This is a genomic window from Sphingobacterium psychroaquaticum (assembly GCF_900177625.1).
Lineage (GTDB): Bacteria > Bacteroidota > Bacteroidia > Sphingobacteriales > Sphingobacteriaceae > Sphingobacterium > Sphingobacterium psychroaquaticum.
Genome location: NZ_FXAU01000002.1, coordinates 231,737 through 246,594, shown reverse-complemented (window position 1 = coordinate 246,594; position 14,858 = coordinate 231,737). Strand labels below are relative to the sequence as shown.

General features: G+C 42.1%; 9 protein-coding genes. All 9 read left to right on the top strand.

Going from position 1 to position 14,858, the window contains the following annotated elements; all coding sequences use genetic code 11:
- Positions 1-30 precede the first annotated feature (30 nt).
- The 9 genes from B9Y69_RS06440 (at position 31) to B9Y69_RS06400 (ending at position 14,807) form a co-directional block, all read left to right on the top strand.
- A complete protein-coding gene (locus B9Y69_RS06440; RefSeq protein ID WP_085472201.1) occupies positions 31-2,067 on the top strand; it encodes a glycoside hydrolase family 16 in 2,037 nt (678 codons plus the stop codon).
- A 140-nt stretch (positions 2,068-2,207) separates the two neighbouring features.
- Complete coding sequence (locus B9Y69_RS06435; protein ID WP_085472200.1) at positions 2,208-3,860, top strand: DUF6377 domain-containing protein; 1,653 nt, start codon at positions 2,208-2,210, stop codon at positions 3,858-3,860.
- Between the two features lie 79 nt (positions 3,861-3,939).
- On the top strand, positions 3,940-5,352 hold the full coding sequence (locus B9Y69_RS06430) for a sensor histidine kinase (RefSeq protein WP_085472199.1): 1,413 nt from the start codon (positions 3,940-3,942) through the stop codon (positions 5,350-5,352).
- 16 nt (positions 5,353-5,368) lie between these two features.
- On the top strand, positions 5,369-6,055 hold the full coding sequence (locus B9Y69_RS06425; protein WP_085472198.1) for a response regulator transcription factor: 687 nt from the start codon (positions 5,369-5,371) through the stop codon (positions 6,053-6,055).
- 97 nt (positions 6,056-6,152) lie between these two features.
- Complete coding sequence (locus B9Y69_RS06420) at positions 6,153-6,719, top strand: ATP/GTP-binding protein (protein WP_234991120.1); 567 nt, start codon at positions 6,153-6,155, stop codon at positions 6,717-6,719.
- A gap of 16 nt (positions 6,720-6,735) precedes the next feature.
- On the top strand, positions 6,736-9,825 hold the full coding sequence (locus tag B9Y69_RS06415; protein WP_085472197.1) for a SusC/RagA family TonB-linked outer membrane protein: 3,090 nt from the start codon (positions 6,736-6,738) through the stop codon (positions 9,823-9,825).
- Between the two features lie 27 nt (positions 9,826-9,852).
- Positions 9,853-11,661 carry a RagB/SusD family nutrient uptake outer membrane protein gene (locus B9Y69_RS06410; protein WP_085472196.1) on the top strand — a complete coding sequence of 603 codons (1,809 nt, stop codon included), beginning with the start codon at positions 9,853-9,855 and terminating at the stop codon, positions 11,659-11,661.
- 96 nt (positions 11,662-11,757) lie between these two features.
- Positions 11,758-14,097 carry a GH92 family glycosyl hydrolase gene (locus tag B9Y69_RS06405; protein ID WP_394365779.1) on the top strand — a complete coding sequence of 780 codons (2,340 nt, stop codon included), beginning with the start codon at positions 11,758-11,760 and terminating at the stop codon, positions 14,095-14,097.
- A gap of 8 nt (positions 14,098-14,105) precedes the next feature.
- The gene (locus B9Y69_RS06400) at positions 14,106-14,807 is read left to right on the top strand and encodes a basic secretory family protein (protein ID WP_234991119.1); all 702 of its coding nucleotides are present in this window, start codon (positions 14,106-14,108) and stop codon (positions 14,805-14,807) included.
- Positions 14,808-14,858: the final 51 nt, after the last annotated feature.

Below are 14,858 nucleotides of genomic sequence, written 5' to 3'. Positions count from 1 at the left end.
AGGAATAAATTTCAAATAGTATCTGTATATATGCTACAAAAGATTGTTTTATCGCTTTTTTTTATTGTTTCCCTGCTATTAGGGTATGCACAACAGCGGGACGTTTCATTGAAAGATGGGAAGATTGTATTAGACTTTAGTCGATCTCTTGACGGTGTAAACAAGTCGAAAACTTATACGATTAAACGAGCCTCGAGCAGGTTTGGACATTACAAAACGATTGGGAAGACAACAAAGTCCATTTTCACGGATAATAAGGTCGTGGAAAATCCATATAACTATTATTATCAGATATGTGTGGATGATCGTTTGGTTGTACTTTTAGGGTTGGAGATCGAGCTTTTTGGGGCAAATACATTTATCTACAGTGCGTCTGATGATCCTTCAAAAATAGGAGAAGAGGTAAATGCGTTGCATGAACGTATGTTTGGCAAGGAATTTAGCCCGAATCGTTATGGTATTTTCTTTAAAAAGGGTGACTATCGGGCATCAGGATTATTGAAGGTTCCCTTTTATGTCCAGATCGCTGGACTAGGGCATACGCCGTATGATGTGCAACTATCCAATATACATACCCCTCCACATTTAGCTGATGGGAATGGTACTTGTACCTTTTGGCGATCAGCGGAAAATTTGTCTGTCATTGGTCCAGAAACGTATGTAGAAGAGGAGACATTTAAATGGGCGGTATCGCAAGCGGCTCCTTTACGACGTATTTACTCCACGCGTGTTGTTCGAAATCAATGGGGAAATGGTTGGGTAAGTGGTGGATATACCGCGGATTGTTACTTCGAGAGTGCTGCTGGCTCAAAGAATCAGCAACAATGGTATACTCGAAATTCATACCTCGGCAAGGGGCGTGGGAATTTCGAAGAAATCAAGTACAATTATTGTTTTCAAGGGGTTGAGTTTGGTCCTTCTGTGGATCAGGCTAGTTATACGAATAATTGGGACAAAGGAGGGAATGTTACGGTGTTACCACATACACCTATTATTCGGGAAAAACCGTTTCTCTTTTTTGATCAAGACCAGCGTTACAAGGTTTTCCGACCTGCATTAAAACGTAATCATATCGGTGTGTCGTATGCCGCCGGAGACATGGGGGAAGGGGAGGTTATTGATGTTTTAGATGATTTTTATGTGGTTAAGCCTGGGGTTGATGCTGTTGAGATCAATGGGCAGTTAGCACGTGGTAAGCACCTATTATTTACACCGGGTATGTATGAGCTGTCGGAGAGCTTACAGGTGACTCGTCCGAATACCATTGTTCTGGGCTTGGGGCTTGCGACGTTGATTCCCGGTAAAGAAAATGGAACGACAGCGATTACGGTTGCTGATGTGGATGGTGTAACCGTTGCTTCATTGATGTTTGATGCCCATTATAGTTCGCAAAGTTTGCTACAGGTGGGAACGGAGAAGACGGCAGATCGGCATGCCGAAAATCCAACCCTATTAGCGGATTTGTTTTTTCGTGTAGGTGGATTTAGGGAAGGTGAAGTTCATGTGGAAGAAACGGTCTTGTTGCATAGTAATGATATTATTGGGGACCACTTTTGGATCTGGCGGGCGGACCATGGCGTGAAAGGCAGCGTGGGTTGGTACATAAACACCGCAAAAAATGGATTAGTGGTAAATGGGGATTACGTGACTATTTATGCCTTGTTTAACGAACATTTCCAAGGCTATCAAACGTTATGGAATGGGGAATATGGTCGTACTTATTTTTTTCAGTGCGAAAGTCCATATGATGCACCGAATCAATCGGCTTATCGCAGTGAGGGTGGTAAAAAGAATGGCTATGCTGCTTATAAAGTTGCTGAGGAGGTGGATCACCATGAAGCTTATGCATTTGGTATTTATGATGTTTTGATCCATGAAATTATGATTCACAGTTCGGTTGAAGTGCCGGAAAAGAGGGGTGTAGTATTAAAAAATATCTGCAATAACAGTTTGTCTAATGGACGTTATAGAGGTTTTAAATTTGTGATTAATGAGACGCAAAAAAGTACGTATGACACCTGGCGCGATAATCGTACTTACGTTGTTGATTTTCCTGTGATGGAGTGATCGGAAAATAACCCTTGGTAAAATATAGTTATTTTAGTGAAATTACTATATTTAGTCACTTAAGTCCAATAGGCCCCGTAAACAATAATCTTTGTGCAAAAGTGGTGCTGGTGAGGAGATGATGTTTTAGTGACTAACCAATGAAAAAAAACCTATTAACAGTAACACTTGTGTTGTTCTATTTTGTTGGCGCTGTAGCGCAAAGCGATCTCCGTGTCTTGCTGTCCAAGATCGATGACGAAATAAAACATAAGGATGTTTACATCGATTTGAAGGAGAGAAAAATAGAAAATCTAAAAGCGCGAAAAAAAGCGCTGCGGGGTGCTGCTTTAGAAGAGTACGCAATCAACGATACCCTGTTTAACGAATACAAAAATTACATTTCTGATTCAGCAATTTATTACCTCCATCTAAATTTGGATATTGCTAACACCTTATCGGATGAAAAGAAAGGGAATGACGTACGTATTGCTTCTTCTTTTCTTTTTGCTCGGTTAGGTATGTATAAGGAAGCATCGGATCTTCTGGCATCTATTCCTGTCGATGCATTGGATAGCCAGGAATTGTTGGCGTACCACGCTTCCGGGAGAGAGCTTTACTTGGGTTTGGGACAGTATAGTCAGAATACGAGAGAAAGGCATCGCTACTGGGAAATGGCGAATGTACATAATGATGCCTTGAAAAGGTTGGCCGAACCCGGGTCGGAAGAATATTTGAGGGTGGAGGAGAAGGCTTTACGGTTAACGAATGACTACCAGGGTGCGTTGGCTGTTAATGATCAGCGCCTTAAGCTGGCGAAGCCGAATACGCCTGTTTATGCCTTGGTGACTTTTCATCGGTCGTTGATTTATCGAAAAATGCAGGATGTAGCGAAGGAAAAACAATATTTGGCATTGTCTGCCTTATCGGATATACAGCTAGCGATTAAAGACAATGCCTCTATTTCCTTGTTGGCAGACCTGCTTATGCATGAAGGCGATGTAAACCGAGCATATCAGTATATCCGTTTTTCATTAGAAAATGCAAAGGATTATAATACGCGAATACGAAGTGCTGAGATCCTAAAGATTCAAACGATAATTGATAAGGCGTATCAGCTGAGGAATGATCGGAAGAACAGGGAGTTGCAAATCTTGCTGGGTGTGCTGTGTGTTTTATCCATATTGTTGGTGATTTCTGTTTTGTATGTGTATAAGCATATGCGAAAAGGTCAGGTATTTAGTCAGAAATTGAAGGAGATTAATGAAGAGTTAGAATCTTTTAATGCACGGCTGCACGATATGAATATGGAGCTTACGAAACGGAATAATGAAGTCGCTGAGGCGAACCATATTAAAGAAGAATACATCGCCTATTTCTTAGACGAATGTTCTAAATACATCGTGAAGTTGGACAACTACCGAAAGATGGTATATAAAAAGGTCCAGGATAAGCAATATGAGGAATTGTACAAGATAACGAGAAGCACTTCTTTGAGAGAGGAAGAGTTGCGGGAGTTGTTTGTTAATTTTGATACCATGTTTATTACTATTTTCCCCGATTTTTTGATACAGTTTAATGCACTATTGCTTGAAGAGGAGCAGATTTCACTAAAGCGTGACGAAGGCTTGAATACGGAGCTTCGAATTTTTGCCCTTATCCGATTAGGAATTAGTGATAGTTCAAAGATTGCAAATTTCTTGGGTTACTCCGTAAATACAATTTATAACTACCGGACCAAGATGAAAAACAAATCGCGGGTCTCTCGGGAAGATTTTGAATATAGGGTTAAGAAGATTGGTGCTTTCATGTAAATGTGGACGTTGAAACAATAATTTGTTCCAGAAAACTATTTTATCTAAGTTTGATCTAGCTACTTTGCTACGCTAAACCATGAAATTATTAACGCCCACTAGATTATTAAAAATTGTAGTCTCCGTATGTTTTCTCATATTGTTAGGTCTTCAATATAAACTTATCTCTGGTGTGTACGAAGCCAAGCGCAATGAGCTTTTTCGTGTAAAAATGGGGGAGATTAAACAAGCGTACAATCGATCCATAATAAACGATAAATTGTTTCCTGGAGGCCAGGCCATCATTGATAATTATCTCAATAAAGACAAAGTAGGAGAACTGGCTGTGGTTTTTCATCGTAATGAAGATGCATTTGTCATGACTGCCGATAGCATATATGAAAGTATCGTGCAAGACTTAAGGGGGAAAAGCAATATTGACTCTGTCTTACAAGCTATTCAGAAAGAAATAAATCTCGATTCGATTCCGATTCGTTATGCATTAGTTTTGAATTCTTTATCGACGACTTTTGATGGGCAAGTGTATCACGATCTGGCCTCTAGCGCCAATCCTTATGGACATGACGTACTAATTTCAGGATCGTCTACTCTTATCAAAGAGTCTAATCTTGTTAGTGCTTTCACGGTATCTTCTCCGACCGCTTTTTCAAATCGAGTTGAATTTACATTCTATGCCAATCGGGAAAGCCTGACCTGGGCGACATTTGTGGCTATTCTTCCTTTACTGGCTCTTTCGGGCATCTGTATATTGGTTATGATCTTCGTGTTTTATTTTACTATACACCATTGGGCAAAACAAAAGAAATTGACAGAGATGTCAACCGATTTTGTAAATAGTATTACGCATGAGTTTAAAACACCCATTTCTACCATTAAGGTCTGTGTAAAAAATTTACAACGTGAATTAAACGCTACAACGGGGAATGACAAGTTTTCCGATGGTTTTAAAGTAATTGAAAGGCAATCTGAGCGATTAAATAAGCTGATTGACCAGGCTATTCATACCAGTGTGTTTAACTTGAGCCAAACGAAGAAAGAATGGCGGCTTGTCGAGGAAGATGTGTATATTCTGTTGAAGGATCTTAAACTAAAATATGCCCACGAAGCGGATGTTTGTATTCAGACAGGTAGCTTAGAGACGAACAGTTTTGTTCGGTACGACCCTTTCCTTTTTACGACCGCTGTATCTAATATTATCCAGAACGGTATAAAACACAACAGCAGTCCGGTGAAAAATATTCATGTTGACTCTCAGATCGAAGGTGATAGACTTGTTCTTCGGTTTCGGGATAACGGAGATGGAATCCCTAAAGAAGAGGAGTCTAAGATTTTCGATCAATTTTATCAGGGTAAAGCGGGGAAGAAGAATGGTGGGTTGGGATTGGGGTTATTTTACGTGCGAAAACTCTTAGATCTTCATGATTGGAAGATAAAAATAGAATCGGCAGTACAAAAAGGAACGGTCATAAGTATTGCTATTCCAGTTAATTAACTAAATGCTGTAAGTTATGAAAGGTACAATTCTTTTGATCGAGGATGATCTTGATTTAGGAAAGCAGACGCAAATGTTTTTAGAATCCTCTGGTTTTAATGTTGCCCATGCTATGGATGGACGTTCAGCTGTTCATTTTTTTGATAACCAGAAATTCGATCTTTTAGTGGTGGATATCCAAATGCCAGATGCCGACGGATTTGATCTTGTTTCGTCCTTTTTGGATCGCTTTCCAGATCAACGTTTTTTGTTTTTAACAGCAAGGAATACCCGGGAAAGTAAACTGAAGGGTTTGCAGCTCGGAGGCGATGATTATATCACGAAACCTTTTGATGTGGAAGAGTTGTCTTGGCGTATCCATAATATATTAAATAGAGCCGCCGCTGCTGACACAACCAGTTTGAGTGTTGCTGATGTGCGCTTGGATATGGCATTGATGGAAGTTAGTTTTGACCGTGGACATCGGTTAACGTTGACCTCCCGGGAATATGATCTGTGGAAGTACTTTTTAACCCATCCGAATACTGTACTTAAACGGGAAGAAATCCTACTGGATGTGTGGGGGGAGAATGATTATTTCTTAGGACGTAGCCTTGATGTTTATATCGCGCGCATGCGCAAACAATTGCAATTTTCTTCCTACCTCACTTTAAACACAGTCTTTAAGGTCGGTTTTGTTCTGAAGACAGCCGCTACGGACTAGTTTTAATTGTCATTAACATCTGGTTAACAACTTTTTGTTCGGGGTCTATTTAAATTAGTAACTAATTCGTTTTAGTTAATTTAATAGACCTATTTTTATGAACAGATTCTTTACCAAAAAATCAAGGTGGCTCGTCCCCCTTTTTCTACTCACGCTGGGGAGTTGTGAGAAGAGCGAAAAAAGAGAATATCCGCTTCTGCCTACAGAAAAGGACCCTGAGATGGATATCACTTCTTATGGTGTATTATCCGTAAACCGGGAAAATTCGGGGGGTAATACGGCAAAAGAAGGGTCGCTGAAAGTTGTTGATAATGACTATAGCACCAAGTTTCTGATCAACCCCTATCAAAATGATCTTTATATCCAACTCGCTTTCCCGGGGGGCATTGCGGTGACTAGTTATATCGTTGCTTCTGCCGACGATGCTCCTGCTCGTGATCCTAAAGATTGGGAACTCGTAGGCTCTAATGATATGCAAGCCTGGACGGTGATTGATAAAAAGGAAGGGTATGTTTTTTCCGCTCGGAATCAGAAAGTGCGTTTCGATACCTCGAATAAAGAGAAGTACAAGTATTATCGTTTCAACGTAAAAGCTATCAGTGGTGGAACAGGTTTGTTCCAGATGGCGGAACTCCGTTTAATCAATGATCCTCAAGTCCAATAACTTAACCAATTGAATTATGAACTTTAAACTATTAACGTGGTTTATATTATTTGTTAGTGCTACGAATATAAACCATATCAAGGCTCAGGAGAATGCGCAAATCAGTGTCATCGGGGTTGTAAAAGATGAGATGAGCCAACCGATAACAGGGGTCACAGTACTGAATAAAAGAACTCAGGTAGCAACAGCGACCAATGAACAAGGGAATTTTGATATCAAAGCCAACAGAGGGGATACGTTGCTATTTAAATTCGTGGGATATGAAGAATATCAAACTGTAATCGCGAATTCGATTAATCTAAATATTGTGCTAAAAGCCGATAACAACAGTATTAATGAAGTGGTTGTTATCGGTTTTGGTCAACAGAAAAAAATTAGTGTGGTGGGTGCCCAGTCGACCGTTAAAGTTGAAGATTTGAAAACTCCGGTAGCTAATTTAAGTGCCGCTTTGGCAGGTCGTATTGCGGGATTAGTCGGTGTACAACGGACCGGTTTGCCGGGATCCGATGGAGCGGACCTATGGATTCGAGGAATTGCGACTTTTAACCGCTCAGGCAATAATGCGGGACCTCTGATCGTGGTTGATGGGGTGCAGGATAGGGATATCAATAGTTTTGACCCGGAGGATATTTCGTCTTTTTCAATTCTGAAGGATGCCGCAGCAACAGCTGTTTATGGTGTGGCTGGAGCAAATGGCGTTATCTTGATTACAACAAAAAAGGGAAATGTAGGCAAGCCAGCTCTTATGTTTAACTACAACCAAGGGATTACCAGTTTCACAAAACGTCCTGAGCTCACCGATGGCATTAGCTATATGATGCTACGGAATGAGGCGCGTTTAGCTTCTGGTCTGGACAAGGAGTACTCCAACAATTATATTAACAATACAATTCTGGGTACGGATCCTTACCTATATCCGAATGTAGATTGGATGGAGGAGTTATTCCGGAAAACATCCGGTAATAAACGGGCTAATTTTAGTGCGCGTGGTGGTTCAGACTTCGCTACTTACTATGTCTCTGGCGCATATTACGATGAAGAAAGCTTGTTGCGTACCGATGCTCTTCAGAGTTATGATGCTTCTACTCGGTTTAAGCGCTATAACTTTACTTCTAATGTATCCATGAATTGGACGAAGACCACGAAGTTTGATCTCGGTATACAGGGATATATCGGAAATATCAACTATCCGGGTGTAAATCCACAAGATGCTTTCGCCAGTGTGATGCAAACTAACCCTGTGCTTTATCCGGTGATGTATCCTGGCAATTTTGTTCCGGGGGTTAGTTCGGCGGGGGCACAGCCCAATCCGTACGGACAGGTTACCCAGACAGGGTTTCAGAATATTTTCTCGAACCAAGTGATGTCAAATGCTCGTTTGACTCAAGATCTGGGATTCTGGGTGAAAGGATTGAATTTCTCCGCTTTATATTCTTTTGATATCTGGAATTCGCATACGATAAATAGGACACGTACACGGAGTACCTACTTGATCAATAGGTTGTTTCCATATGATGATCAAGGGAATCCTATTTTAAATCTGATTTCTTCGGGCAGTGATGATTTAGGTTTTTCGAAAGATAATAATGCACGCCGGCAGTTCTACACGGAGGCATCGCTAAATTATAGTACGACGATTGCTTCTGATCACCAACTTTCGGCGATGCTTTTGTATAACCAGCGGGAACGCACGGAAGCCTTTGCAACGAGCGTAACGTCTTCGTTGCCTTATCGAAGTCGTGGTATAGCGGGTCGACTTACCTATTCGTATGGTGAGCGTTATTTTGTAGAAGGTAATTTTGGTTACAATGGTTCAGAGAACTTTGCGCCAGGTCTTAAATATGGATTCTTCCCTTCATTTGGGGTGGGGTGGGTGCTTTCTAATGAGCCGTTCTTCAAGCCATTGTTGCCTGTGGTGGATTACTTTAAATTACGATATTCCAATGGTATTGTTGGCGATGGCGGAAATGGAGGGCGTCGGTTTGGGTACCTAACGTTGGTAAACACAGGAAGTACTGGCTATACGTTTGGTAACGGAACGAGTAACATTGGGTACGGCGGAACAGCAATATCTGATTATGGATCGAATGTACAGTGGGCAGAATCCCATAAGCAAAACTTGGGTATTGAGTTTAATACCCTGAGATCGAAGTTATCTGTTAACGTAGACTTTTTTAAAGAAAAAAGAAGTGGTGTTTTCTTGCAGCGAGAGTCCCTTCCGGGCTATGTGGGGTTAAATAACTCACCATGGGGGAATTTAGGCATCATTGAAAACAAAGGAATTGACGGGACGATAGAGCTGGCACCGTTTCCAATCGGAAACATCACACTGGATTTACGTGCCACTTATACATACAATAAAGATAAGGTGATTGAAAATGATCAACCAAAACAGCCTTTTGACTATATGGAGCGTAGAGGCGTCAATTACTTGTCTTATTTCGGATATGTTGCGGAAGGTTTATTCCAATCGCAGGCAGAGATCGATCAACGACCAAATCAATCTGCAATCGGTAGTCCTCGTGTGGGTGATATTAAGTATAGAGATTTAAATGGAGACGGTATTATCGATGCGAATGATATTACACGCATCGGAAATGGAGATCTTCCTAATTCGATTTTCGGTTTCGGCTTTAATGTCACCTACAAACGTTTCTATGTTGGCGCATTCTTTCAAGGAACCTCAGGCGCCGAACGTCTTATTTCGGGTGATGGTATTATTCCGTTTAATAATAGCACGGGTGCTGAGCGTAGTAATTTATACGCTATTGCGGAAAGCAGATGGACGGAAGAAAACCCAGATCCGAACCCTTTTTATCCGCGGTTGGCATATGGAAATGCGGCTAACAAAAATAATTCGGTGGCTTCTACCTGGTGGGTTAAGGACATCGATTTCTTGAGACTTAAAACAGTTGATCTAGGCTATAACTTCAATAAAGACCTTTTCGGGAAGCTCGGTGTTCGAAATGCACGTGTCTATATTCAAGGGGTTAACCTGTTGTATTGGAGTAAGTTTAAGTTATGGGATCCAGAGCTAAATACGGGAAATGGATCTCGCTACCCGAATGTAAGAACCGTTACACTTGGCCTTCAAGCTACTCTTTAATTGCTGTTATTGATTAATACTGAAAAAATGAAAAAAGCGATATGGATATTATGTGGACTTCTGGTGATGTCTTCATTAAATAGTTGTAAAAATTACCTGGATCAGGTGCCTGACGATGTATTAACGATCGATGATATATTCAAATCGAAAGCGAACACGGATAAGTTCTTGGCGAATATTTACAGCACCGTGCCGAATGAGTTGAGGCAGCGTTTTGTCGTGACCCAAAATTCGGGTCCCTGGACTGCGGCTTCGGATGAAGCTAAATATACCTGGGATTTTAACTATGCAAACAACATGACGGCTGGTGTTTGGAGCCGTACGGATGGAACCATCCAAAATTTTTGGAATAATTATTACCGAGGGATTCGTAATGCATCATATTTTATTGAAAATATCGACCAATCCAATGCATACGAGGTTACAGATGTGATGCGTAAAACTTACAAGGCGGAGGCACGTGCACTTCGTGCCCTGTATTATTTCTATTTGGTACGCAGTTTCGGTGCTGTTCCTATCCTTGGGGAAAGCTATTTGGATCTTAATGCGCCTATTGCGGAGCTTAAGCTTCCACGTACACCTTTTGACGATTGTATCACCTTTATTGTTTCAGAATTGGATAAAGCATATCAGGATCTGCCATATGAACCGATCAGTGAGGAATATGGACGGCTAACAAAAGGCGTGGCGAAGGGGTATAAAGCGGAAGCGTTGCTATTAGCTGCCAGTCCATTATTTAATGGAAATACAGCTTATGCAAATTTGAAGAACGTTGACGGAACAGCCTTGTACGCCAGTGTAAACGATCCCAATAAATGGCGACTTGCGGCTACAGCAGCAAAAGAATTTATTGATGAGTTTGTGCCGAGATATTACGATCTGTATAAAGTGACGGACGCCAATCCTTTTCGAGCAGCCTATTTGTCGTGCCGCAATGTAATGACTGCTGATTGGAACAAGGAATGGATTTTTGCCCGTTCTGTCAGCGAAAATAATACCCAGTACGATCGTACGCCCAAGCATGTTGGCTTTCCTTCGGGGGCGCAGGGGGGAGGTGCGTTGGGGGCTACGCAATTCATGGTCGATGCTTACTTGATGGCCAATGGTCTGCCGATAAATGATGCTAACTCCGGTTATAGTGAGCAAGGTTTTTCGAACTATCAAGCACCTTACGATGTAGCAGGGCGTACGACCTTTAATATGTATGTGAATCGAGAGCCTCGGTTTTATGTGGGGATCACCTATAGTGGAAGTTATTGGTTAAATCAATCCAATAGTAGTACGGTTGTGCTGTCTCTATTTAATTATAGTGGAAACTCGGGGCGATCGCAAAGTACATCTGATGTGACGCCTACGGGATATACGGTACGTAAGAATGTGGGTGCAAATGGCAACAATAGAGGGGCTCTTTTGTTGCGGCTCGCCAATGTGTACTTGAATTATGCCGAGGCCTTGAATGAAGGACAACCCGGGGATGCTGATATTCTCAAGTATGTAAATCTGATTCGAGAGCGTGCCGGTATACCGGTGTATGGTAGCGCGAACATCCCTGTTCCCAGTAATCAGGAGGCTATGCGTGAAGCTATACGGCGCGAACGGCAGATTGAGCTTGCTTTTGAGAATGTCCGATTCTTCGATACGCGAAGGTGGAAAATTGCAGAGCAGACACACCATGGTGCCGTGTATGGCATGAATCTAAGCGCTGACGGGGATAACTTCTTTAAGCGAACGCTGATTGAAAACCGGGTGTTCAATAAAGATCGCGATTACTTATTCCCCATACCTAACACGGAAGTCCTTCGGAACGAAAAAATGATTCAAAATCCAGGTTGGTAGAAAAACTGCCTAAGGATGGAATCGATATAGAACCAAAGGCGTGAGCTACAGCTGATCCCGTCTTTGGTTCTTCTATCTATTTAGATGAAACTTTATATGATGATGATTAAACACTATTATTTACGCGAACTACTTTTTTTGGGGCTTTGTTCCCTTGTATGTTGTCAGGCGTTCGGACAAAAGCTCAATGGCAAAAGTATTGATCCTGTAGACCTGGTAAACCCTTTGATGGGCACGCTTTCCAAAGTGTCTTTATCCAATGGGAATACCTATCCTGCCGTGGGGCTTCCTTGGGGCATGAATATGTGGACCCCCCAAACCGGTAAAAATGGGGATGGTTGGCAGTACGTCTATACGGCCGATAAAATAAGAGGGATAAAGCAAACGCATCAGCCTTCGCCCTGGATGAATGATTACGGTCAGTTCTCGCTTATGCCGGTGAGCGGTACGGGGGTCTTTGATCAAGAAAAAAGAGCGAGCTGGTTCTCGCATAAATCAGAGGTTGCCAAACCGTATTATTACTCGGTATATTTAGCGGATCACGATGTCACCGCAGAGGTAACCCCAACAGAGCGAGCAGCCATACATCGCTTTACGTTTAGCCCGACAGATAGTGCCTTTATTGTGTTGGATGCTTTTGATAGAGGCTCGGAGGTAGAGATTATTCCTGAAAAAAATATGGTGATAGGCTATTCTTCGCGCTATTCGAGAGGTAAGTTGCCCAATTTTCGAAACTATTTTGTTCTGGTCTTCGACCAACCATTTGATAACTATTCTACGTTGGAGGGTGATAACCGATTGGTTGGACAGCGTAAGTCAACGGCGGGGCAAACCGGCGCTATCTTAGGATTTAAAGTAAAAGACAAAGCACGGCCTATTGAGGTGCGCGTGGCGTCGTCTTTTATAAGCGCTGATCAGGCCTTACAGAACTTGAAAGAAGTCGACACGAAGAGTTTTGCCCAAGTAATGCAGGATGGCCGGAACAGTTGGAACGAAAAACTTGGACGGTTGTCTGTCGAGGGAAAGGATATCGATCAGTTACGAACCTTTTATTCTACGTTGTACCGCACGTTGTTTTTTCCTAACAAGTTGTACGAGATAAACAAAGCCGGGGAGGTGGTACACTACAGTCCTTATAATGGTAAGGTCCTTCCGGGTTACCTTTTTGGTGGCACGGGGTTTTGGGATACCTTTCGGGCGTTGTACCCATTTCTTAACCTGATGTATCCTTCGATTAATACCGAAATGCAAGAGGGCTTGCTGAATGCGTATTTGGAAGGTGGATTCTTGCCGGAGTGGAGCAGCCCGGGCTATGCCGATATTATGATCGGTAATAATTCCGCTTCTGTGGTGTCCGAAGCCTATTTAAAAGGGGCTCGAGGTTACGATATCCAAACCTTGTACCAGGGCCTGCTGCATGGTGCCAACAACGAGGGACCAATGACTGCAGTTGGCCGTAAGGGGGTGCAATATTATAATGATCTAGGCTATGTTCCTTATGATGTGGGTATCAATGAGAATGCCGCTCGAACCTTGGAGTATGCTTATGATGATTTTGCTATTTATCAGTTAGCCAAAGCATTGAATCGACCCAAAGAGGAGATTGATCTTTATGCTAAACGTGCCCAGAATTATAGGCACCTCTTTGATCCATCCACCAACTTGATGCGTGGAAAAAATAAAGATGGCCGTTTCCAGTCTCCTTTTAATCCGCTGAAATGGGGGGATGCTTTTACCGAGGGTAACAGTTGGCATTACTCTTGGAGTGTTTTTCATGATGTTCAGGGGTTAATTGATTTGATGGGAGGAAAGCATACGTTTGTCCATATGCTGGATAGTGTATTTAATCAACCTCCTTTATTTGATGACTCTTATTATGGCGGAACGATTCACGAGATTCGCGAGATGCAAATTGCGAATATGGGACAATATGCGCATGGTAACCAACCTATCCAGCACATGATTTATTTATATAATTATGCGGGTGAGCCATGGAAGGCACAATATTGGGTGCGTCAGGTTCTCGATCGGATGTATCAAGCCACGCCAGATGGTTACTGCGGGGATGAGGATAATGGGCAAACATCAGCCTGGTATGTCTTTTCTGCGTTAGGCTTTTATCCCGTTTGCCCAGCTACGGACGAATATGTTTTGGGTGCACCATTGTTTGATAAAGCAACTTTGTTGTTTGAGAATGGTAAAAAACTAACCATCGATGCTCGAAATGGAGGAAAAGATAATGTATATGTGCAAAAATTAATGTTTAACGGTAAGAACCACGACAAAAATTGGGTGGGGCACCACGCTTTGCATCAGGGAGGGTCGCTTGTTTTTGATATGGGCGTTGTACCGAACAAGAAACGTGGAGTCGATAACAGTAGTGTCCCGTACTCGATGACGAGTGAACTTCAAGAAACTAAAAAAGGTAAAAAATGATGAAAAGAATGAAAGTAGTTTTATTAGGTATGCTTGTACTGATATGCCTTAACAGTAGTGCGCAGAACTGGGAACATGCACGTGACGATGCTCAAGTTGCGGTAGAGGTGGATACCATGCACAAAAAAGGGTTTACCTTAATTTGGATCAACAAGGAGAAAGGTTTTGATACTCGATTAAAACAACGTTTGATCGATACCTACTTTTTGAACTACCCCAAGCTGGTGAAAAAGTATAATAAAAAGAGCCGACGCTCGGTGACGTTCGTCATCGATCCTGATTATGATGGGGTTGCTGCCACGGCCGGTGGAATCGTCCGTTACAGTCCGAAGTGGTTTGCTAAGAATCCGGGGGACATCGATGTGGTGACGCATGAGGTGATGCATATTGTGCAGGGTTATCCAAATGGTTCGGGACCTTGGTGGATTACAGAAGGGATCGCAGATTATGTACGTTTTGTGGATGGTGTAGACAATGCAGGCGCAAATTGGCGATTGCCAGATTTTAAGGAGACACAGCAGTATACGGATGCTTATCGTATTACGGCACGTTTTTTTTACTGGATGGAGACAAAAGTAAGAAAAGGGGTTATTCAAAAACTTGACTTAGCCATGCGTACTAAGACATATTCCGATGATTTTTGGAAAAGAGAAACGGGGTCTACAGTTGATGAGTTATGGATGCGGTATGCAAAAAATCCGGCAATTTAGTTTAAAAGTAGATATGGTGGGATCATAGACTGGTACCACCTCAAGGTAAGC

Bases quoted from the DNA above. Each gene is read 5' to 3' on its own strand.
- B9Y69_RS06415 (WP_085472197.1), top strand. From the start codon at position 6,736: ATGAACTTTAAACTATTAACGTGGTTTATATTATTTGTTAGTGCTACG.
- B9Y69_RS06400 (WP_234991119.1), top strand. From the start codon at position 14,106: ATGAAAGTAGTTTTATTAGGTATGCTTGTACTGATATGCCTTAACAGT.
- B9Y69_RS06440 (WP_085472201.1), top strand. From the start codon at position 31: ATGCTACAAAAGATTGTTTTATCGCTTTTTTTTATTGTTTCCCTGCTA.
- B9Y69_RS06435 (WP_085472200.1), top strand. From the start codon at position 2,208: ATGAAAAAAAACCTATTAACAGTAACACTTGTGTTGTTCTATTTTGTT.
- B9Y69_RS06405 (WP_394365779.1), top strand. From the start codon at position 11,758: ATGATGATGATTAAACACTATTATTTACGCGAACTACTTTTTTTGGGG.
- B9Y69_RS06430 (WP_085472199.1), top strand. From the start codon at position 3,940: ATGAAATTATTAACGCCCACTAGATTATTAAAAATTGTAGTCTCCGTA.
- B9Y69_RS06420 (WP_234991120.1), top strand. From the start codon at position 6,153: ATGAACAGATTCTTTACCAAAAAATCAAGGTGGCTCGTCCCCCTTTTT.
- B9Y69_RS06425 (WP_085472198.1), top strand. From the start codon at position 5,369: ATGAAAGGTACAATTCTTTTGATCGAGGATGATCTTGATTTAGGAAAG.
- B9Y69_RS06410 (WP_085472196.1), top strand. From the start codon at position 9,853: ATGAAAAAAGCGATATGGATATTATGTGGACTTCTGGTGATGTCTTCA.